The following is a 20,512-nucleotide window of genomic DNA, read 5'->3' as shown; positions in this document are numbered from 1 at the left end:
CGGCGATGCTCAGCACGCCGATGACCTCGTCACTTTGCGGGCGGCGTACCACGGCGGCCAAGGCCGAGGTGCCGATGGCCGAGGTCTGTTCGACCCAGGCATAGCCACGTTCGCGGGCGCCCTGCAGGTAGGCAAGCAGATCATCGGTGGAGCGCGGCGCATTCGGGCCGAACTGCGCAGGGTCGGCAATGCCCTGGCGCAGCACCATCTGGACGGCCTGTTCATCGTCCAGGCTGGCCAGCCAGGCATGCCCCGAAGCGGTATAGAACAGCGGGGCGTCGCGGCCCATGTCCGGGTCGTAACGCAGCCCGGAACGGGCGCCCTGGGACTTGGCGATCCAGGTCTGGCGAGCGCCATCGATCACGCCAAGCCGCACCAGTTCACCGCTGTCCTGGGCCAGGCGGTCGAGAATTGGCTGGATGATGTCGGCACCACTGCTGGCCAGGTAACGGAAGCCCTGGGCCACCAGCTTGGCCGACAACTGGTAGCGGCTGTTGTCACGGTTCTGGCGCACATAACCCAGCCGTATCAGCTCGGCAAGCATGCGGTGTGCAGCGCTTTTGGGGATATCCAGGCGCTCGGCCAGGGTTTGCAGCGGCAACCCTTGCGGTTCGCCGGTAAGGCTTTCTACAAGACTGAAGGCGCGTTCGATCTGACTGCCAGCCATGACACAGGTCCCTGAAGTTTTTTTGGATTCTAGAAGATGATTCCACATCACAGATAGCCCTGCAGCCCAGACCCCGTTAAATGTCCGGTGATCGCCCATTACTCACCCGGTTCCAGCAACCTGACCTTGAAAGTCAGCTGGCCCCGCATAGAGAATATGGAATCACGTTCCAATAATAAAAGAGGGATTACGCAATGCCTTCCACCCCCGTCGAAACCGAATGCGATGTACTGGTCATAGGCTCAGGTGCCGCCGGGCTGGCAGCGGCCGTAACGGCAGCCTGGCATGGGCAGAAGGTGATCGTGGTGGAGAAGGAGCCGGTATTCGGCGGCGCCACCGCGTGGTCCGGCGGCTGGGCCTGGGTGCCGCGCAACCCGCTGGCGCGCAGGGCCGGCATCGAGGAAGACATCGAGCAGCCACGGACTTACCTGCGCAATGAATTGGGCGCCGGTTACAACGCAGAGCGCGTCGATGCCTTCCTTGAAGCCTGCCCGCACATGGTGGCGTTTTTCGAAAAGCACACGGCGCTGCAGTTTGCCGACGGCAATGGTATCCCGGATATGCATGGCGACACGCCTGGCGCGGCCCAGGGCGGGCACCAGGTGATCGCGGCGCCCTATGACGCCCGTGAAGTCGGTGAGTTGCTGCCGCGCCTGCGCAGGACGATGCGCGAAACCTCGTTCATGGGCATGCCGATCATGGCCGGTGCCGACCTGGCGGCGTTCCTCAACATGACCCGCTCACCCAAGGCCCTGCTGCACGTGTGCAAACGCTTCGCTTGCCATCTTTACCACCTGGCCCGATACGGCCGGGCGATGCACCTGGTCAACGGCGTGGCGCTGGTGGCGCGCCTGGCCAAGTCGGCACAGGACCTGGGGGTGCAGCTGCGGGAGTCGGCGCCGGCCAGACACCTGCTGGTCGAGGACGGCCAGGTACGCGGCGCGTGGGTGACCACAGCGCACGGCGAGCAGCTGATCCGCGCCAAGGCCGTGGTACTGGCGGCAGGCGGTTTCCCCAACGACAACGCCCGGCGCCAGCAGTTGTTCCCGCGCGATGCCAGCGGCCATGACAACCTGGCCCTGCCACCCAAGGGCTGCTCAGGCGATGGCTTGCGCCTGGGCGAGTCGGCCGGTGGCGTGGTGGCTACCGACCTGAAATCGGCGGTGGCCTGGGCGCCGGTATCGCAGGTGCCGTACCGCGATGGCAGCGTCGGCCACTTTCCGCACATCATCGAACGCGGCAAACCAGGCATCATCGGGGTGCTGGCCAACGGCAAGCGTTTCGTCAACGAAGCGCATGGTTACTACGACTATGTCTCGGCGATGGTCGCGGCGGTGCCGCAGGGGGAGGAAGTGTGCTCCTGGCTGATCTGCGACCACCGCTTTCTGCGCCGCTACGGTCTGGGCCATGCCCGCCCGGCGCCACTGCCGGTGTGGCCGCACGTACGCAGCGGCTACCTCAAGCAAGGCGCCACGCTCGAAGCCTTGGCTGAAGCTTGTGGTATCGATGCTGCCGGGTTGCGCGTTACGGTCAACAACTTCAACGGCCATGCCCGCAACGGGCAGGACCCGGCGTTTGGCCGTGGTTCCACGCCGTTCAACCGCAAGCAGGGCGACCCCGGCCACAAGGGCCCTAACCCTTGCGTTGCGCCCATCGAGCATGGGCCATTCTATGCGGTGAAGGTGAAGCCTGGCTGCTTTGGTACCTTTGCCGGGCTGCGCACCGATGGCAGTGCCCGGGTGCTGGACCAGGCGGATCAGCCGATTCCGGGCCTGTATGCGGCCGGTACCGACATGGCCAGCGTGTTTGGCGGGTGGTATCCGTCGGGGGGGATCAACCTGGGGCCGGCGCTTACCTTTGGCTATGTAGCCGGGCGGCATATTGCCGGGGTGCAGGGCCATGAGTGAGGCTGGTTTGCCGGGCCGTTGAGGTCCAGCGCCGCCCGCGCGGCGCTGCGCAGCCCCAAGGCTGATCCTTGAGCCGCTTTACAGCTGGCGGTACACCCGCGCCGTATCGTCCTCGAAATGCTTCAGCTCATCCTGCCGCGCTGGCAACCTGCTGCACGCTGTGGCGCCGGTAGGCCAGTGGCCCCTTCCAGCCACCCGTGGAAGCGGTGTCTGGTGAGGTGGTCGGGCATGTCCTTGACCAGTTCGGCGCGGCAGCGCATCACTTGGCGGGTGTAGCGCAGGCGCTGCCACATGTCGAACGGGCGAAACGGGATCTGCCACAGCGGGTAGCGCGCGGCCAGTTGCCGGGCAGCGGCGCAACCGACTGCGCCAGCGCCGATGACCACCACGTCGTAGTGGTCGCCGTCGAGGGATTGCAAGGGAAGACGGGTCATGAACGGATCCCGGGTTCTTGTGTTTGTTCTGGGGGATCTTCAGCGCCTGCTTCGCGGGCAAGCCCACCCTAGAAAAGCCACCGCCCTCCCCTCTAGAACATCCCGGACAACTTGCATAAGCCCTCGGCACACCTCGCCAGCGCATCCCATGACTCGTCCCAGCCGTTATATGGAGCCCCGCAACCCCGGTGCCATAGTGCCGCCGCGCTGACGCGTGAATAACAACAAGAGGCAAGTCAAATGACCACTTCCAAACGCTCTGTAGAAGATGCCCCGCTTAATGCCTTCCACCGCAAGCTCACCGTCTACTCCGCCGGCGGCCCGTTCCTCGACGGCTATGTGCTGAGCATTATCGGCGTGGCCATGCTGCAGATCACCAACGCCTTGCAACTGTCGGCCTTCTGGGAGGGCCTGATCGCCGCCTCGGCGCTGATCGGGGTTTTCCTGGGTGGTTTTCTCGGTGGCTGGTTCACCGACAAGTACGGGCGCAAAGTGCTCTACCTGGTCGACCTGATCGCCATTGTCGGCTTTTCGGTAGCGCAGTTCTGGGTCGAGTCGGCCTGGGCGTTGTTCGCCTGGCGCCTGCTGATCGGTATCGCCGTCGGTGCCGACTACCCCATCGCCACCTCGCTGCTGGCTGAATTTTTGCCACGCAAGCAGCGCGGGCCGTTGCTTGCGGCCATGGTGCTGATGTGGTTCGCGGGTGCTGCCGTGGCCTACATGGTGGGCGAACTGCTGCTGCGCGTGGGTGGCGAGGATGGCTGGCGCTATGTACTGGCCAGTGCCCTGATCCCCGGTGCGTTGTTCCTGGTGGCGCGCAGCGGCACCCCCGAGTCGCCCCGCTGGCTGTTGAGCAAAGGCCGCACTGCCGAGGCCGATGCCGTGATCAAGAGAGTCTACGGCCCGGACTATGGCGTGGCCGACCTGCCGGAGCAGGTCAGCGACAAGCCGGTGTCGGTGTGGTCGCTGTTCCACTCCGGCTATGGCAAGCGCATGGCGTTCGTGACTTTGTTCTGGACCTGCGCCATCGTCCCGCTGTTCGCGATCTACTCGTTTGCCCCCAAGGTCTTGCAGGCGCTGCAACTGACCGGGGACTGGGCGGCCTACGGCTCGATCGTCATCACTTTGCTGTTCACCCTGGGCTGCTTGCTGGCGACCCGGCTGATCAACCGCCTGGGCCGGCGCAAGATGCTGATCCACAGTTTCCTCTGGTCGGGCATGTCGCTGGTGATGCTGGGCGCGTTCCCGGACGCCTCGCCTACTACCGTGCTGGTGCTGTTCGGCGCCTATGCGGTGCTGATCGGGGGTGCCCAGGTGCTCGAATACGTATACCCCAACGAACTGTTCCCCACCGAGATCCGTGCCTCGGCCGTTGGCCTGGCCACCTCGCTGTCGCGCATCGGCGCCGCCGTGGGGACCTACCTGGTGCCGATCTCCCTTGCCAGTTATGGGGTCGCCAACACCATGTTCGCCGCCGCGCTGATTTCGCTGTTCGGCGCACTGATCTCATGGTGGCTGGCTCCCGAGACCAGCAAGCTCGACCTGCAGCAGGCCGCCGCCCTGGGTGCTGGCAGCGGTACTCGGTCATCCACCACCAACCCCGTCGCTCGTAAAGCCTGAAGGAGCCATTTCATGAGCCAAGTCCTTACCGTTGTCCGCAATGCAGCCGCCACCACCTTGGGTGCACCGGCCCCTGCCCGCCTGCCCATCGGCGAACCCGTTGCCCAGGCGGCCACCGCCCAGGACCAGACCGACGAAGCTGTCGGCGCCAGCATCGGCGTGTGGGAAAGCAGCCCGGGAGTGTTCCGCCGACACCTGAAAAACCGTGAGTTCAGCCATATCATCAGCGGCTGCTGCACCTTCACCCCCGACGGTGGCGAGCCGGTGGAACTGCGCGCCGGGGACGCCGTGCTGTTCCCGGAAAACTGCGAGGGTGTGTGGGACATTCGCGAAACCCTGCGCAAGACCTACGTGCTGTTCTGAGGAGGCAGTCGAATGATCGAACGCATCAACCCCGGCCCGCGCGCCAGCCAGATGGTGCTGGTGGGCAACCGTATCGAAACCTCGGGCATCGTCGCCCTGCAACCGGGTGACATCGCCGCGCAGACCCGCTGCGTGCTGGCCCAGCTGGAGCAGTGGCTGACGCAGATCGGCGCGGGCAAGGGCAACCTGACCCGGGTGCAGATCTGGCTGGCCGACATGAGCGAGTTTGCGGCGATGAACGCGGTGTATGACGCCTGGGTCGGTGACCAGCCACCTGTCAGAGCCTGCGTCGGCGCCGCCTTGGCGGCGCCGGAGTACCGCATCGAGATCCAGGCCTTCGGCCAGCGCTGAATCCCCTGCGCAATCAAGCTATCGCGGGATCCTGCAGGAGCAGCCTGTGCTGCGAAGAGGGCATTCGGCAACCGACCTGCTTCGGCAGTATCGCCTTCTTCGCAGCACAAGGCTGCTGCTGCAGAGATCGTGCAGGGTTTCAAGTCGACGCCATCCAGGTGCTTACAACTCCGGGTCCAGCCCCACCTTGTCGCCATGCCAGTCAAACCGCTCCACTTCATGGCGCCGCTTGCGGAAGCTGTAAGGCGTCTCGCCATACTGCTTGCGGAACCACAAGATGAAGTGCGAAGCATCGGAAAACCCGCACGCCAGGGCAATGGTGGTGATGTTCTGGCTGGTATTCACCAGCAACCGCCGGGCATGGTCCAGGCGCAGCTTGCGCCAGTAGTTGGCAGGCGGCTCCTGGGTGTTGGCGACGAACTCGCGGTGCAACTGCCGGGGGTGTGTGCCCACTGCTTCGGCCACGGCCTTGAGCGTCATCGACGCATCGAGGTTGGCGCGCATGAAGCTGATCGCCCGCTGCACGCGGTCGTTCTGGTACACACTGTCACCGGCCGGCTTGCCCTCCTGCTCGTCGGCGCGCTCATCCACCAGCAGGTACTCAAGGCCCTTCTGCGCCCGCACCGCGCCGCAATGCCTGCGGATCAGGTTGGCCGCCAGGTCGATGGCGGTGCCGCCCGGGCAGGTGATGATGCCGCGGTCGTCCACATAGCTCTTGTCGATCACCGCCGTGGCCAGCGGGAAGCGCTCCCTGAACTCGTCACGCAAGGTGAAGTGCAACGCGCAGCGGCGGCCATCGAGCAGCCCGGCCTTGCCCAGCACGAACGAGCCCGAACACAGGGCAATGATCGGGATATTGGCCGCATGCACCTCGCGCAGCGCATCCAGCAACCATGCCGGCGGGTTACGTGTTTCTTCCAGCAGGCCGCCAGCCAGCACGATGTAGTCGTACTGGGCGAACAGGTTCAGCGGCTTGGTTGGTGAAATCGGCATGCCGCAGCTGGCGGTGATCGGCTGGTCGTCAAGGGTCATCCAGTCCCACTGGCAGAACACCTGCTGGCTGCGGAACGACTTGTCGGCGGCAAAGCGCAGCGAATCCACCAGCCCGGCCACCGGCACCAGGGTGAAGTGGTTCATCAGCACGAAGCCCACGCGCAATTCGGGCTTGACCTGGGCGGCGATGACGGCCGCTGGCGCCGGTTGTGTGCGCTGTTCCATTTGTAGTTCAGCAACCATGGACGTAAGCCTCATGACATCCGCAATAGCGCCATTCTAAAGCGCGCCCTGCGTCCGTCATATCATATGCATCCCCACAAATAGGAAATCCATGACAAAAGGCGGCGCCGTTCTATCAATTGTCATGACTGTAATATCGGCCCTGCCAGCCCGCTGAGCATCATGTAGACACAAGACAAACATGCTCAGAGGCACCCTCATGTACCGTGGATTCTGGTATGCCCAGGCGCTTGACCTGGACAACGACCTGGCCCCTGCCCTGCAGGACTCGATTCAAGCCGACGTGTGCATTGTCGGCGGTGGTTTCCTTGGCCTGTGGTCGGCCATCCGCCTGAAACAGGCTCACCCGGAAAAAACCGTCGTCATCGTCGAGCGCGACCGCTGCGGCTCGGGTGCCAGCGGGCGTAACGGTGGCGTGGCCACCAACTGGTGGGGCAAGTACCTGTCGGTACGCACCATCTGCGGAGACGTGGAGGCCCGGCGCATCTGCGAGGCCGCCGAGTCGGCCATCGACGAGATCGGCAGCTTCTGCCAGGAACACGGCATCGACGCCCAGTACCGCAAGGACGGCTGGCTGTGGACCGCCACCAACCAGCGGCAGATGAACTCCTGGCGGGTGCTCACCGACGGCCTGCAGAAGCTCGACGTCAACCCGTTTCAGGAGCTGGACCGCCAGACCATCCGCGGCCGTGTAGGCTCGCCGCTGGTGCTGGGCGGCATCTTCGACCCCAACGCCGCCACCGTGCAGCCAGCCATGCTGGCGCGCGGCCTGCGCCGCGTGGCGCTGAAACTGGGCGTGCAGATTTTCGAGAAATCGCCGTTTACCCACTTGCAGCGTGGCAAAAACCCGGTGGTGCACACCGCCAAAGGCCAGGTGAAGGCCAACCACGTGGTGCTGGCGCTGAATGCCTGGGGCGCGCAGTTCCCCGAGCTGCGCCGGATGATCGCGATCATGTCCAGCGACATGGTCGCCACCGCACCGGTCAAGGCCAAGCTCGATGCCATCGGCTTCAGCGGCGGTGAATGCATGACCGACTCGCGCACTGTGCTCAACTACTGGCGCAACACCCCGGACGGCCGCGTGGTATTCGGCAAGCCGCTGGGCCAGTTCGCCTATGCCGGGCGCATCGGCAACCTGTATGAAAAACCCTCACCCGCTGCCGACCAGGTGGCCGCCGAACTGCGCCGCTTGTACCCGCAGCTCGCAGAGGTGCCAGTGGTCAGCAGCTGGACCGGGCCGATCGACCGCGCCATGAAAGGCCTGCCCAACTTCGGCTACCTCGACCAACACCAGACGGTCAGCTATGGCATCGGCTTCTCCGGCAATGGCGTGGCCACCACGGTATTCGCCAGCCGCATCATCAAGTCGCTGGCCACCCACGCCAACGACGAGTGGGCCAACTGCGGCCTGGTCGACCAAAAGATGAAGCTGCTGCCACCCGAGCCGTTCCGCTTCTTTGGCGCGCATCTGGTCCGCGATGCCCTGGTGCGCAAGGAGTCGCTGGAAGACCACGACCAGGACGCCGGTTTCATCACCCGCCAGCTGGTCGGCATGGCCCCGGCCGGTTACGTCCCGGCGCAGAAGAAATAAGGACACCACCGTGAGCGAACATATCGTCTTCCTCGACGACGAAGGCCTGGCGCCTTCCACCCGCCTGAAGCACCCTGACTGCGAGCACAGCTGGCAGCAGTTCGCCTACACCCACCCCGACCAGGTGCTGGAACACCTGCAGAACGCCAGCGTGGCGCTGACCTGCAGCGTGCCGCTGCGCGAAGAGCACCTGCGCCAGCTGCCCAGGCTGAAGATGATCTCGCTGGCCCTGACCGGCCGCGACATCGTCGATGTCGACTACTGCGAGGCCCACGGCATCGAAGTGTCGAGCGTACCAGGCTATGCGGCCAATACCGTGGCCGAGCACAGCCTGGCGATGATCCTCGAACTGTTCCGCCGCCCGGCCGCGTTCACCCGCCTGATGCGCCAGGTGCACGACGGTGAAAAACCGTACCAGAACATCTATTTCAACCACCGAATCCGCGATGTGCGAGGCAAGCAGCTGGCAATCATCGGCAGCGGCCCGATTGCCCTGCGCCTGGCGCACCTGGCGCGGGCCTTTGGCATGCAGGTGCTGTTCGAAGACCGCGGCGGCCAGCGCCAGGGTCCCGACTGCCGGCCTTTGGCCGAACTGCTGAAAAGCTGTGATGTGCTGTCGATCAACTGCCCGCTGACAGCAGAAACCCACAACCTGATCGATGCGCCGCAACTGGCGCTGATGAAACCCGACGCCCTCGTGATCAACACCGGCCGTGGTGGTGTGGTCAACGAAGCGGCGCTGATCCAGGCACTGCAGCAAGACCGCCTGGGTGGCGTGGCACTGGACGTGGTCGAAGTCGAGCCGCTGCACCCAAGCAACCCGCTGTTCCAGCTGATCGAGCGCGACGACTTCCTGCTCAACCCGCATATCGCCTGGAGCAGCGAAGACGCCATGCAGCAGCTGATGGACAGCGCCGTGGACAACATCAGCGACTTCGTCGCCCGCCAGCTTTCTGCCAAAAGGATCCGCAGCGCATGACCCTCGTTACCAAAAGCAGCTACGTCGACGGCACTTTCGTTGCGCTCGGCAGCAGCGCCGACATCCTGGAAAACCGCAACCCGTCCAACCCGGGTGAAGTGGTCGAATGCTTCGAGCGCGCCGACCAGCGGCTGACCGAACAGGCCATCGCTGCTGCGCGTCGGGCGCAGCCGGCCTGGGCACACAGCAACCCGCAGCAGCGCGCCGATGCGCTGGATTTTATCGGCACCGAGATTCTTGCCCGCCGTGAAGAGCTCGCCGTGCTGCTGGCCCGCGAAGAAGGCAAGATCGTTCGCGAAGCCCTGGGCGAAGTGGACCGCGCCGGGCGCTCGTTCAAGTTCTACGCCCAGGAAGCCTTGCGCGCTGAAGGTGAGAAGTACCAGTCGGTGCGCCAGGACGTCGGCATCGATGTGTTCACCCAGCCGCTGGGCGTGGTCGGAATCATCGCCCCCTGGAACTTCCCCATTGCCATCCCGGCATGGAAGATCGCCCCGGCCCTGTGCTTTGGCAACTGCGTGGTGTTCAAACCCGCCGAACTGGTGCCCTCCTCGGCCTGGGCCATGGCCGAGATCATCGCCCGGGCCGGTTTGCCGGCTGGTGTGTTCAACATGCTGATCGGCCCAGGGCGCAGCGTGGGTGACACGATCATTCGTTCACCACTGGTCGATGGCATCAGCTTTACCGGTTCCGAGCACACCGGCCGGCAGATCGCTCGCCTGGCCGCCGAAGGGATGAAAAGGTGCAGCTGGAGATGGGCGGCAAGAACCCGCTGGTGGTGCTCGACGATGCCGACCTGGAGCAGGCAGTGGACGTGGCGCTGAACGGCTCGTTCTACAGCACCGGCCAACGCTGCACCGCCAGCTCGCGGGTGATCGTGACCGAAGGCATTCACGATGCCTTTGTCGCGCGCCTGGCCGAACGTACCCGGGCGCTGAAGGTGGGGGATGCACTGCAGGCCAGCACTGATATCGGGCCGGTGGTCGACAGCCGGCAGCTGGAGCAAAACCTGTCGTATGTGGCTGCGGGCCTTGAACAGGGTGCGAAGCGGGTGTGTGGCGGCGAGCGTATCGACAACCAGGCGGGGGCATATTTCTTTACCCCGGCACTGTTCACCGAGGTCACCCCGGACATGCGCATCTACCGCGAGGAAATCTTCGGGCCGGTGCTGAGTGTGCTCAAGGTGGGTGACTATGAGGCAGCGCTCGCTGCGGCTGAAGACACAGCGTTTGGTTTGTCCGCCGGTATTGTCACCACGTCGCTGCGCCATGCCGAGCACTTCAAGCGCAACAGTTCGGCGGGGATGGTGATGGTGAACTTGCCTACGGCCGGGGTGGATTATCACGTACCGTTTGGCGGCAATGGTGCGTCTAGCCTGGGATCACGTGAACAAGGTACGCATGCGCGGCAGTTCTTCACCCGGGTCAAGACCACTTATCAGTTGGCCTGATCGGGGCCGGGGGGCGCTTGGCGGCCCATCGCGACGCAAGGCCGCTCCTACAGAGGGCTGTTGCAGTCAAAGCAACATCGGCAATCTCCAGCACAGCCCAGGGAACTACCTGCACTCCTGCACCCTCTTATTCACTGAGTGGTTTATTTCCTTGGGCTTCACGCTACTGGAGAACACGACATGCGCCACCTACTCCTCGCCCCTGCGCTGCTGCTCCTGCTGCCTGCCGGTGCCGCCCTGGCCCGCGTCGATGCGGGCGACGTCGCCACCTCGGCCGGTGTTTCCGCCTCGTTGTACTCGACCTTCAAGGACGACAAACGGATCATCCCGGCCCGTGACGAGCTCTCTGCCTTTGTTGCCAGTGGCGGGGCTATCCGCGGCGCCTATGTGGAGTCTGCGCTGGAACAGGCCCGCAAGGATCATCCGGGGTTGCAGGCCAACGATGAAGAGCTGGCCCGCGCAATCCTTTCGCAGGATGACCGCATAGCCGACCATTGAGTAAACCTGCACCGGCCCTTTCGCGGGCTGGCCCGCTCCCGCCGCCCTCAGGCCGACGCCGTCCCTGTGGGAGCGGGTTTACCCGCGAAGAGGTCGGCCAAGGCAAACATCACCCCCAACCATCCATGCGCATGGTAGCCCTCACCAGTCGCTGCTCTTCCTGTTCGATCTCGCGCAAGCTGTCGCGGATCCCGTTGATATGCTCGCGCGCCGCCCGCTGCGCCTGTTCGGGCAACTGCTCCATCACCGCGTGATACAGCCGCGCATGCTGCCGGTCGATCTGGCGCTTCTGCGCCGGCCGGCAGTACAGGTTATTGACCGAGGCAAACACCGTGCTCAAGGTCAGGTCGCTGAGCGATTGCAAGGTATGCACCAGCACCGGGTTGTGCGACGCCTCGCTGATTGCCCGATGGAACGCATGGTCGCGGCGGGCATGCTCGCGGGGATCGAGCGCGTCTGCGCAAGCATGCGCCGCCAACATTTCCTCGTAGCGCCTGCGGATCAGCAAACGGTCGACTTCGGTGGCGCGCAACGCCGCCAGGCGCGCCGATTCGGCCTCCAGCAACGCGCGCACTTCCAGCAGGTCGAACAACGTGCGCGGCTGCGAGTTGAACAGGTGCATCAAAGGCGTCGCGCCCGCCTGGCTGGCCAGGTCGGCGACAAACGAGCCACGCCCGTGCTCGGTATCAATGATGCCGCGCCCTCGCAAGATGCGCAGGCCCTCGCGCAACGCCGAGCGCGAACAACCCAGCTTTTCCACCAGCCGCCGCTCCGACGGCAGTGCCTGGCCGACCTTGAGCACGCCTTCAACAACCAGCCGCTCGACTCGTTCGGCGACTTGATCGGCGACTTTGGTCTTGCCTTCAGTACCCACTGCACTCCCTCACACTGGTAGGACCACTCGCACCGCTGTTTCCAATCTAGCCCGGTAAACCCATCAATTACCAGCACCATGCCGAAGAACTGGTAGGACCACTGGTTCTGCCTCTCGACCAACACCGCCGGCGCACGCAGGCTGCAAGGGTGACCGCTTTGCCAACAACAACAAAAACCGTTGCCGAGTGAGCCGATGAATATCCTGTACGACGAACGTGTCGATGGCGCGCTACCCGCCGTGGACCAGACGGCGCTGCTGCACGCGTTGCGCGATGCGCTGCCGGACCTCGAAATCCTGTACCGCCAGGAAGACCTCAAACCCTACGAATGCGACGGCCTGTCAGCGTACCGCACGGTGCCGCTGCTGGTGGCGCTGCCCGAGCGCCTGGAACAGGTGCAGGCCTTGCTCAGGCTCTGCCACCAGCGTGGCGTGCCGGTGGTCGCACGCGGTGCCGGCACTGGCCTGTCGGGCGGCGCGCTGCCGCTGGCCAAGGGCATCCTGCTGGTGATGGCGCGCTTCAAGCGCATCCTCGAAGTCAACCCGCAGGGCCGTTTTGCCCGCGTGCAGCCCGGCGTGCGCAACCTGGCGATTTCCCAGGCTGCAGCCCCCCACGGCCTGTACTACGCGCCCGACCCGTCCTCGCAAATTGCCTGTTCCATCGGCGGCAACGTTGCCGAAAACGCCGGTGGCGTGCACTGCCTGAAGTACGGCCTGACCGTGCACAACCTGCTCAAGGTCGACATCCTCACCATCGAGGGCGAGCGCCTGACCCTGGGCAGCGATGCCCTGGATAGCCCCGGCTTCGACCTGCTGGCACTGTTCACCGGTTCCGAAGGCATGCTAGGGATCATTACCGAAGTCACCGTCAGGCTGCTGCCCAAACCCCAGGTGGCACGGGTGCTGCTGGCCAGTTTCGACAGCGTCGAGGATGCCGGCCGGGCGGTCGCCGAAATCATCGCCGCCGGCATCATCCCTGGCGGCCTGGAGATGATGGACAACCTGGCGATCCGCGCCGCCGAAGACTTCATCCACGCCGGCTACCCGGTGCACGCAGCAGCCATCCTGCTGTGCGAGCTGGACGGCGTGGAGGCCGATGTGCACGACGATTGCGCACGGGTCGCCGAGTTGCTGGCGCAAGCCGGCGCCAGCGACGTGCGCCTGGCCTGCGACGAAGCCGAGCGCATGCGCTTCTGGGCCGGGCGCAAGAACGCCTTCCCGGCGGTGGGGCGCATGTCCCCGGACTACTACTGCATGGACGGCACCATCCCGCGCCGCGAACTGCCCAGGGTGCTCAAGGGCATCAGCGACCTGTCCACGCATTACGGCCTGCGCGTGGCCAACGTGTTCCATGCCGGCGACGGCAACATGCACCCGCTGATCCTGTTCGACGCCAACCTGCCAGGCGAACTGGAGCGCGCCGAAGCCCTCGGCGGCAAAATCCTCGAACTGTGCGTGGCGGTGGGCGGCAGCATCACCGGCGAGCACGGCGTGGGGCGCGAGAAGATCAACCAGATGTGTGCGCAGTTCAACAGCGATGAAATCACCCTGTTCCACGCAGTCAAGGCCGCTTTCGACCCGCAGGGCCTGCTGAACCCGGGCAAGAACATCCCTACCCTGCACCGCTGCGCCGAATTCGGTGCGATGCACGTCCACCATGGGCAACTGCCCTTCCCCGACCTGGAGCGCTTCTGAATGAGCATGGACCGCGACATCAGCCAGGCCCTGCTGGAGCAGGTCAATCAGGCACTGCACCAGGGTACCCCGCTTCGCATACAGGGCGGCAACAGCAAAGCCATGCTCGGCAATCCGCTGGCCGGCGAACTGCTCGATACCCGCAGCCACCGCGGCATCGTCAGCTACGACCCGACCGAGCTGGTGCTCACCGCCCGCGCCGGCACGCCGCTGCGCGAGATCGAGGCGGCCCTGCACGAGGCCGGGCAGATGCTACCGTGCGAGCCACCGCACCTGGGCCACGAGGCTACCCTGGGAGGCATGGTCGCGGCCGGGTTGTCCGGCCCTCGTCGGCCCTGGGCGGGGTCTGTGCGCGACTATGTACTGGGCACGCGGGTGATCACCGGCCACGGCAAGCTGCTGCGTTTTGGTGGCGAAGTGATGAAGAACGTCGCCGGCTACGACGTTTCGCGGCTGATGGCAGGCAGCTTCGGCTGCCTCGGGCTGCTGACCGAAGTGTCGCTGAAGGTGCTGCCTCGCCCACGTCAATGCCTGAGCCTGCGCCTGCCCATGGGCCGCCACCAGGCGCTGGCCGAGCTGGCCGAATGGGGCCAGCAGCCATTGCCGATCAGCGCGGCCTGCCATGACGGCGACGCGCTGTACTTGCGCCTGGAAGGCGGCGAAGGTTCGGTGCAGTCGGCAGCGCGGCGCCTGGGCGGCGAGGTGCTGGACGGCGGTTTCTGGCGTGACTTGCGCGAACAGCGCCTGGCCTTTTTCGATGACCCTGCCCCGCTCTGGCGTTTGTCGGTGCCAGTGGCCACCGGCGATCTGGACCTGCCGGGCCAGCAACTGCTCGACTGGGCGGGTGCGCAGCGCTGGCTCAAGTCCACGGCAGCGCCCGGGGACATCCGCCATGACATTGACAAGGTGGGCGGCCATGCCACGCTCTACACACCCGGCCCAGCCAGCAGCCCGCCGCTGCCCGATGCGCTGATGCGCTACCACCGCGCCCTCAAGCAGCAGCTCGACCCCCAGGGGGTGTTCAACCCTGGCCGCCTGTACCCGGACCTGTGAGGCCAGACCATGCAAACCAACCTGAGCGAAACGTCCCGACGCCTGGCCCGCGCCGACGAAGCCGAGAGCATCCTGCGCGCCTGCGTGCACTGTGGCTTCTGCACCGCCACCTGCCCTACCTACCAGTTGCTGGGCGATGAACTGGACGGCCCGCGTGGGCGCATCTACCTGATCAAGCAGGTGCTCGAAGGCGAGCCGGTCACTGCCAGCACCCAATTGCACCTGGACCGCTGCCTGACCTGTCGCAACTGCGAAACCACCTGCCCTTCCGGGGTGAAGTACCACGACCTGCTGGACATCGGCCGCGCAGTGGTCGAGCAACAGGTACCCCGCCCATTCACTCAACGCCTGTTGCGTGAGGCCCTGCGCGCGGTGGTGCCGCGCCCGGCGCTGTTCAAGGCCCTGACCCGCAGCGGCCAGGTTCTGCGTCCACTGCTGCCGGCGGCGCTCAAGGGCAAGCTGCCGAGCCGAGTCAGCGCGCCCGGCATACGCCCCGCGCCACGCCATGCGCGGCAGGTGCTGATGCTGGAAGGCTGCGTGCAGCCGGCGCTGTCGCCCAACACCAACGCCGCCGCTGCACGCCTGCTCGACCGCCTGGGCATCAGCGTGGTGCCGATCCAACAGGCCGGCTGCTGCGGCGCCGTGGACTACCACCTCAACGCTCAGGAGCAAGGCCTGCAACGGGCCCGGCGCAACATCGACGCCTGGTGGCCGGCGATCGAAGCCGGTGCCGAGGCTATCGTGCAAACCGCCAGCGGCTGCGGCGCGTTCGTGCGCGACTACGGGCATCTGTTGCAGCAGGACCCGCGTTACGCCGCCAAAGCCGCACGCGTCAGCGCCCTGTCACGCGATCTGGTAGAAGTATTGCGCGATGAGCCAGTCGAGCAATTGAGCCTGTGCGCCGAGCAGCGCCTGGCCTTTCACTGCCCGTGTACCCTGCAGCACGCCCTGAAGCTGGGGGGTGTAGTGGAGGCGCTGTTGACGCGCCTGGGCTTTACTCTGACCGAGGTGCCGGACGGGCACCTGTGCTGCGGCTCGGCTGGCACCTATTCGCTGACCCAGCCGGACCTGTCACAGCAGCTGCGCGACAACCGCCTGAATGCCCTGGAAAGCGGTAAACCGCATGTCATTGCCACTGCCAACATTGGCTGCCAGGCCCATCTGGACGGGGCTGGACGCACGCCGGTGCGGCACTGGATCGAAATTGTCGAAGCAGCCCTGAACCCGGAGAACCCCCATGCATAGCAAGTTCGTGATCGGCCAGGCCGAAGTCGCCCGCGTGCTCACCGCCGCCCGCGCCGAGGCCCGGGCCCGGCAATGGAACGTGACGATCGCCGTGGTCGACGACGGCGGCCACCCGCTGGCCCTGGAGCGTATGGACGGCTGCGCGCCGGCCAGCGCCTACATCGCGGTGGAAAAAGCCCGCACCTCTGCGCTAGGGCGCAAAGAGACGCGGGATTACGAGGAAATGGTCAATGGCGGGCGTACCGCGTTCGTCACCGCACCGTTGCTGACCAGCCTCGAAGGCGGCGTGCCGCTGCGGGTGGATGGCCAGGTGGTGGGAGCGATTGGCGTGTCCGGGGTCAAGTCCGAGCAAGATGCCCAGGTGGCCAAGGCCGGGGCGGCTGCCTTGTAAACCCCGTACCGGCCTCTTCGCGGGTTCATCCCCGAAGAGGCCGGTACGGGCAAACGGTTTGCACAAGGTTGTTCGGGGCTAAGCCGATCATTGCCCGTTCATATTCAACCCACCGATTTCAACGGCACCCGCCCGCCCACGGTGTTCTGTTAGGGCCATAGCGTGGTGCTTGCTGCTGGCCAGGGACGACAAGCATCATATGCGTACTGCCCGTTGCCATGGATACGCCAATGACTGTTGTACCTCCCCCCCTCACGGAGCCGGGCCGCTGCAAACGCCTGAAGGCGGCCAGCAGCCGCGACCATGACAGCGTCGACCAACTGGTGATGGCGGCACGGCCTTTCGAAGACCGCGCGCGCTACGGCCGCTTCCTGCAGGTGCAGCATCGCTTTCACGGCAGCCTGTTGGCGTTGTACCAGGACGAGCAACTCAACCAGCAGTTGCCGGGGCTGATGCAGCTGTCGCGCTTCAGTGCCGTCGTGGATGACCTGCGCGATCTGGGCCTGCCGTTGCCGGCAGCGCCCGCAACGATTTGTGCCAGTGCGGCCCAGGCGCTGGGTTGGTTGTATTGCAGCGAGGGCTCGAACCTGGGCGCGGCGTTTCTGTTCAGGCATACCCAGCGTTTGGGCCTGGATGAGCACCACGGCGCCCGCCACCTGGCAGCGCACCCGGATGGCCGGGCGCTGCACTGGCGCGAGTTCGTTGCCAGGCTGGATGGGCTGCTGCTGGATGAGCAGGAAGAGGCCGAAGTGCTGGTGGGTGCCATCGCCGCGTTTGACAGCTACAGGGCGCATCTGCGTGAGGTGTTTGCGTAGCGGTGTAAACCGCCAATTCTCTACAAGTTGTTGCTGCAGCGAACTTTTTCCCGATTGCCGGTCTATCTGTGAGGCACAGAAAGGTAGCGCAACGCGACACAGGGTTCGCTGCGCACCTGCTGGCCAAATGGCTCAATTGGTATCAGAGGTGGGCTTCGCTCATGAAAATACATGTCGCTAGGTTGATGCTGCTCGGCCTGTTCTCGTTCGCGGCGATGGGCACTGCATCGGCAACACAAATGAAGGCGCCCGTCGCGGTGGCCCCGGCCGTACAGTCACCGGTGCAGCCTGCTGCCAACCCCTGGTCACGGGTAGCCAGTGTGGCTGCTGCGCAGCCAGACACACTGCTGGCCCATGATGACGACCGCTGGCATGACCGCCGCGGCGACTGGCGCCGCGAGCAGTGGCGGCGCGAGCAGGCCCGGCGGGATTGGGAGCGCCGGCGCGACTGGGAACGGCGCCGTGACTGGGAGCGCCGGCATGAGCGGGCCCTGCACCAGCGGCACCATGACGAGCACCGGTATTATCGCCGTTGATCCGGTGTTTTATGCAGGTTGAGGCCGTTTTGCGGAGCCTCGTTGGCAGGTGAGGGTCCCACAGGGATGGCATCAGGGCTGACAGCCCTGATGCCATCAGCCATTCGCTCCGACAGCGGTCTCCCCCGCCTCAGCCTCCAGCTTCAAACGGTCAGCCTTGCAAATGTACTTGGGCTTGCGCGGCGCCAGTTTGGCACTGGCCTTCTTGGCATGCGCTTTCAACAGCTGGTTGATCTTCTTGCGACGGTTCATGGTTCAGGGTGCCTGTCAGTACGGTTTCGCTGACACCATCATACCTGCGCCGCCCACGTTCGTTGACGCTATTTTCACACTCGACAGATTAGCGTCACGCCCTTTCCGGCCGCGGGCATGTCCGCTGGCCGCCAAGGTACGACGAGGCATACGTGTCACACACTACATCCCCCTCCGCGCCCAAGCGCGTGGACTGGGCCGGCCTGGGCTGGCTATTGCTGTTCTTCTGGTACTTCTCCGGCGTTACCCAGGCGTTGCTGCTGTTCAGTGGTACCACCGGGTTTGCCGGGTTTCGCGATGCGTTCTTCCTCAGCAGCCTGTGGCTGGCGCCGGTACTGTTGCTGCCGCGCTTCACCCGCGCCACTGCGGCAGTCATCGGCCTGGTGCTGTGGGCCGCTTCGCTGGTGGGCCTGAGCTACTTCGGCATCTACCGCCAGGAGTTCTCGCAAAGCGTCATCTTCGTGATGTTCGAATCCAACACCGCCGAAGCCGGGGAGTACTTCAGCCAGTATTTCAGCGTCGGCCTGGGCCTGGCGCTGCTGCTGTACACCCTGGTAGCCGTGCTGCTGTGGAAGCGCGTGCGCCCGGTCAGCCTGCCGCTGCGCAGCCGCCTGCCGGTGGTGCTGCTGTTGCTGGTGGCCAACCTGGTGTACCCGTTCTACAAGCAGATGGTCACCCAGGAACGCAGCTTCGCCGATGCCGCCGAAAAGGTGCAGCAGCGCATGGAACCTGCCGTGCCCTGGCAACTGCTGGTCGGCTACCGGCAGTACCGCCAGCAACTGGACAACATGCAGGAGCTGCTGGCGCAGAACGCCGCGCTGCCTCCCCTGCAGAACCTGCGCGACAGCAGCGGCACGGCGCCCCGCACTCTGGTGCTGGTGCTGGGCGAGTCCACCACCCGCGAACACATGCACCTGTACGGCTACAACCGCGACACCACGCCTAACCTCGACGCACTGGCCGCCGGCGACAAGGGCCTGACGGTGTTCCGCGATGTCGTTTCGCCGCGCCCGTATACCATCGAAGTGATGCAGCAGATCCTCACCTTCGGTGACCAGCAGGACCCGGACCGCTTCCTCACCGACCCGTCGCTGATCAACCTGATGAAACAGGCAGGCTACAAGACCTTCTGGATCACCAACCAGCAGACCATGACCAAGCGCAATACCATGCTTACCACCTTCTCGCAGCAGACGGACGTGCCGGTGTACCTGAACAACCAGCGCAACCAGAATGCCAGCCAGTATGACGACGTGGTGCTGGCGCCGTTCGAGAAGGCACTGCAGGACCCTGCGCCGAACAAGTTCATCATCGTCCACCTGCTGGGCACGCACATGGACTACCGCTTCCGCTACCCCAAGGACTACGCGCACTTCACCGACAGCCAGGGCGTGCCAGGCAAACTGACGGCCGACCAGGTGGAAACCTACAACTTTTACGACAACGCCGTGCGCTACAACGACTACGTGGTGTCGAGCCTGATCAAGCGCTACTCGGCTGGCAGCCCCAACGGCTTCCTGATGTACCTGTCCGACCATGGTGAAGACGTGTACAGCTCCGGCGACCACGACCGCCTGGGGCGCAACGAAGGCGCCCCGACCCGGCCGATGTACACCATTCCGTTCCTGCTGTGGACATCGCCAAGCTGGCAGGCCGCACACCCTCGCGACCTGCAGGCAATGGCCAACCGCCCCTACAGCAGCTCGCACCTGATCCATACCCTGTCCGACCTGGCTGGCTTGAGCTACGACCGATACCAGCCCGCCAGGAGCCTGGTAAGCCCACAGTTCGTGGCAGCGCCGCGCTGGATCGGCGACCCGTACCGCAAGGACGGCTTGCGTGAATTCGACCAACTGCCGCTGGACAAGCCCAAGCGGGTGCAGGAGACCGTCAGCAACGGGCGTTGACCCGCGACCTGCAGGAGCAGCCTTGAGTTGCTCCTGCAGCGATTTGATGGGTGATTTCCATCAGATAAATTAAATTTAAATTGATTTTAAACTTGTCCTGCACCACGCTCTGCTCAAACCTTGAGACGCAGAGCCCAAGCCATGTCCACCGCCCCTCGAGAACCCCGCAAGGATGGCGCTGCAACCCGCACCCGCATCCTTGAAGCTGCCGGCGAATTGTTCGCCGCGCTTGGCCACGCTGAAGCCAGCAACAAGGCGGTCGCGGCCAAGGCCGATGTCGACCTCGCTTCGATCAACTACCACTTCGGCAGCCGCAATGGCCTGTACCTGGCCGTGCTCGACGAGGCCCGAAAGCGCTTCCTCGACCTCAGCGACCTGCAGCGCATCATCCAGGGGTCGCAGCCGGCTGCGGAAAAACTGCGGGTGCTGGTGGAGCTGGTGGTGCACAAGGCCACTTCGGCGCGGGACAACTGGCACCTGCGCGTGCTGGCTGCAGAAATCCTGGCCCCCAGCCCTCATGGCCAGGCGCACCTGCAGGCCGCGGCCCCCCTGCGCCTGTCGCTGCTCAAGGGGCTGTTCAGCGAGGTCAGCGGCATCCCCGTCGACGACCCCGCCCTGACCCGCTGCATCCTCTGTGTCACGGCACCCTGG

Annotated in this window: 20 protein-coding genes and 1 pseudogene; 16 read left to right on the top strand and 5 right to left on the bottom strand. The window is 65.0% G+C overall.

Annotated elements, in window-relative coordinates:
- On the bottom strand, positions 1–667 hold a 667-nt coding region (locus tag HP547_RS13380), incomplete at its 3' end, for an IclR family transcriptional regulator (RefSeq protein WP_172286537.1).
- A gap of 194 nt (positions 668–861) precedes the next feature.
- Here HP547_RS13380 and HP547_RS13375 point away from each other — a divergent pair.
- Complete coding sequence (locus HP547_RS13375; protein WP_172286536.1) at positions 862–2,574, top strand: FAD-dependent oxidoreductase; 1,713 nt, start codon at positions 862–864, stop codon at positions 2,572–2,574.
- A gap of 122 nt (positions 2,575–2,696) precedes the next feature.
- Here the strand turns inward: HP547_RS13375 and HP547_RS13370 are convergent, their stop codons facing one another.
- Complete coding sequence (locus HP547_RS13370) at positions 2,697–3,008, bottom strand: hypothetical protein (RefSeq protein WP_172286528.1); 312 nt, start codon at positions 3,006–3,008, stop codon at positions 2,697–2,699.
- Positions 3,009–3,248: 240 nt separating this feature from the next.
- On the opposite strand from HP547_RS13370, the gene HP547_RS13365 reads away from it, so the two are divergent.
- Genes HP547_RS13365 through HP547_RS13355 form a run of 3 tightly spaced genes read left to right on the top strand, consistent with a single transcriptional unit; the run spans position 3,249 to position 5,342 of the window.
- Positions 3,249–4,628: an MFS transporter gene (locus HP547_RS13365; RefSeq protein WP_172228432.1), complete on the top strand. Its 1,380-nt coding sequence runs from the start codon at positions 3,249–3,251 to the stop codon at positions 4,626–4,628.
- A 12-nt stretch (positions 4,629–4,640) separates the two neighbouring features.
- Positions 4,641–4,991 (top strand): cupin domain-containing protein, encoded by a 351-nt coding sequence (locus tag HP547_RS13360; RefSeq protein WP_172228434.1) that lies wholly within the window; start codon positions 4,641–4,643, stop codon positions 4,989–4,991.
- 12 nt (positions 4,992–5,003) lie between these two features.
- Positions 5,004–5,342 carry a RidA family protein gene (locus HP547_RS13355; protein WP_172228436.1) on the top strand — a complete coding sequence of 113 codons (339 nt, stop codon included), beginning with the start codon at positions 5,004–5,006 and terminating at the stop codon, positions 5,340–5,342.
- A 162-nt stretch (positions 5,343–5,504) separates the two neighbouring features.
- Here HP547_RS13355 and HP547_RS13350 read toward each other — a convergent pair whose 3' ends face one another.
- Entirely contained in the window at positions 5,505–6,578 is a 1,074-nt protein-coding gene (locus tag HP547_RS13350; protein WP_172228438.1) for a GlxA family transcriptional regulator, read from the bottom strand.
- A gap of 199 nt (positions 6,579–6,777) precedes the next feature.
- On the opposite strand from HP547_RS13350, the gene HP547_RS13345 reads away from it, so the two are divergent.
- The 4 genes and pseudogenes from HP547_RS13345 (at position 6,778) to HP547_RS13330 (ending at position 11,093) form a co-directional block, all read left to right on the top strand.
- Complete coding sequence (locus tag HP547_RS13345; protein ID WP_172286535.1) at positions 6,778–8,169, top strand: FAD-binding oxidoreductase; 1,392 nt, start codon at positions 6,778–6,780, stop codon at positions 8,167–8,169.
- A 10-nt stretch (positions 8,170–8,179) separates the two neighbouring features.
- Positions 8,180–9,148: an NAD(P)-dependent oxidoreductase gene (locus HP547_RS13340; protein WP_172286534.1), complete on the top strand. Its 969-nt coding sequence runs from the start codon at positions 8,180–8,182 to the stop codon at positions 9,146–9,148.
- Positions 9,145–10,595: pseudogene (locus HP547_RS13335) on the top strand (aldehyde dehydrogenase family protein). The gene HP547_RS13340 and the pseudogene HP547_RS13335 overlap by 4 nt, the downstream one beginning before the upstream one ends.
- 180 nt (positions 10,596–10,775) lie before the next feature.
- Entirely contained in the window at positions 10,776–11,093 is a 318-nt protein-coding gene (locus tag HP547_RS13330) for a DUF2388 domain-containing protein (RefSeq protein ID WP_016487609.1), read from the top strand.
- 109 nt (positions 11,094–11,202) lie between these two features.
- On the opposite strand, the gene glcC is transcribed toward HP547_RS13330, so the two are convergent.
- A complete protein-coding gene (gene glcC / locus HP547_RS13325) occupies positions 11,203–11,967 on the bottom strand; it encodes a transcriptional regulator GlcC (protein WP_172286533.1) in 765 nt (254 codons plus the stop codon).
- A 195-nt stretch (positions 11,968–12,162) separates the two neighbouring features.
- Between glcC and glcD the strand changes: the two genes are divergently transcribed.
- From glcD to HP547_RS13295, 6 genes are all read left to right on the top strand, one after another.
- Entirely contained in the window at positions 12,163–13,662 is a 1,500-nt protein-coding gene (gene glcD / locus HP547_RS13320; RefSeq protein ID WP_172286532.1) for a glycolate oxidase subunit GlcD, read from the top strand.
- Positions 13,663–14,715 (top strand): glycolate oxidase subunit GlcE, encoded by a 1,053-nt coding sequence (glcE, locus tag HP547_RS13315; protein ID WP_172286531.1) that lies wholly within the window; start codon positions 13,663–13,665, stop codon positions 14,713–14,715.
- 9 nt (positions 14,716–14,724) lie between these two features.
- Positions 14,725–15,960, top strand: coding sequence for a glycolate oxidase subunit GlcF (glcF, locus tag HP547_RS13310; RefSeq protein WP_172230168.1), 1,236 nt, complete (start codon positions 14,725–14,727; stop codon positions 15,958–15,960).
- A complete protein-coding gene (locus tag HP547_RS13305) occupies positions 15,953–16,351 on the top strand; it encodes a heme-binding protein (protein WP_172230170.1) in 399 nt (132 codons plus the stop codon). The genes glcF and HP547_RS13305 overlap by 8 nt, the downstream gene beginning before the upstream one ends.
- Before the next feature lie 230 nt (positions 16,352–16,581).
- Positions 16,582–17,166, top strand: a complete 585-nt coding sequence (locus HP547_RS13300) for a biliverdin-producing heme oxygenase (protein WP_172286530.1) — start codon at positions 16,582–16,584, stop codon at positions 17,164–17,166.
- 185 nt (positions 17,167–17,351) lie between these two features.
- Positions 17,352–17,702 carry a hypothetical protein gene (locus tag HP547_RS13295; RefSeq protein WP_172230174.1) on the top strand — a complete coding sequence of 117 codons (351 nt, stop codon included), beginning with the start codon at positions 17,352–17,354 and terminating at the stop codon, positions 17,700–17,702.
- A gap of 96 nt (positions 17,703–17,798) precedes the next feature.
- Here HP547_RS13295 and HP547_RS13290 read toward each other — a convergent pair whose 3' ends face one another.
- Positions 17,799–17,954: a DUF2986 domain-containing protein gene (locus tag HP547_RS13290; RefSeq protein ID WP_172231760.1), complete on the bottom strand. Its 156-nt coding sequence runs from the start codon at positions 17,952–17,954 to the stop codon at positions 17,799–17,801.
- 152 nt (positions 17,955–18,106) lie between these two features.
- On the opposite strand from HP547_RS13290, the gene HP547_RS13285 reads away from it, so the two are divergent.
- Positions 18,107–19,861 (top strand): phosphoethanolamine transferase CptA, encoded by a 1,755-nt coding sequence (locus tag HP547_RS13285; RefSeq protein WP_172231763.1) that lies wholly within the window; start codon positions 18,107–18,109, stop codon positions 19,859–19,861.
- A gap of 141 nt (positions 19,862–20,002) precedes the next feature.
- Positions 20,003–20,512, top strand: a 510-nt coding sequence (locus HP547_RS13280) for a TetR/AcrR family transcriptional regulator (RefSeq protein WP_172286529.1), incomplete at its 3' end; no start/stop codon positions are given.

It is taken from the genome of Pseudomonas sp. CM27, assembly GCF_013179515.1.
Classification (GTDB): Bacteria; Pseudomonadota; Gammaproteobacteria; order Pseudomonadales; family Pseudomonadaceae; genus Aquipseudomonas.
Note: the sequence above shows the minus strand (reverse complement) of the source record. Positions and strands in the feature narration are given on the sequence as shown.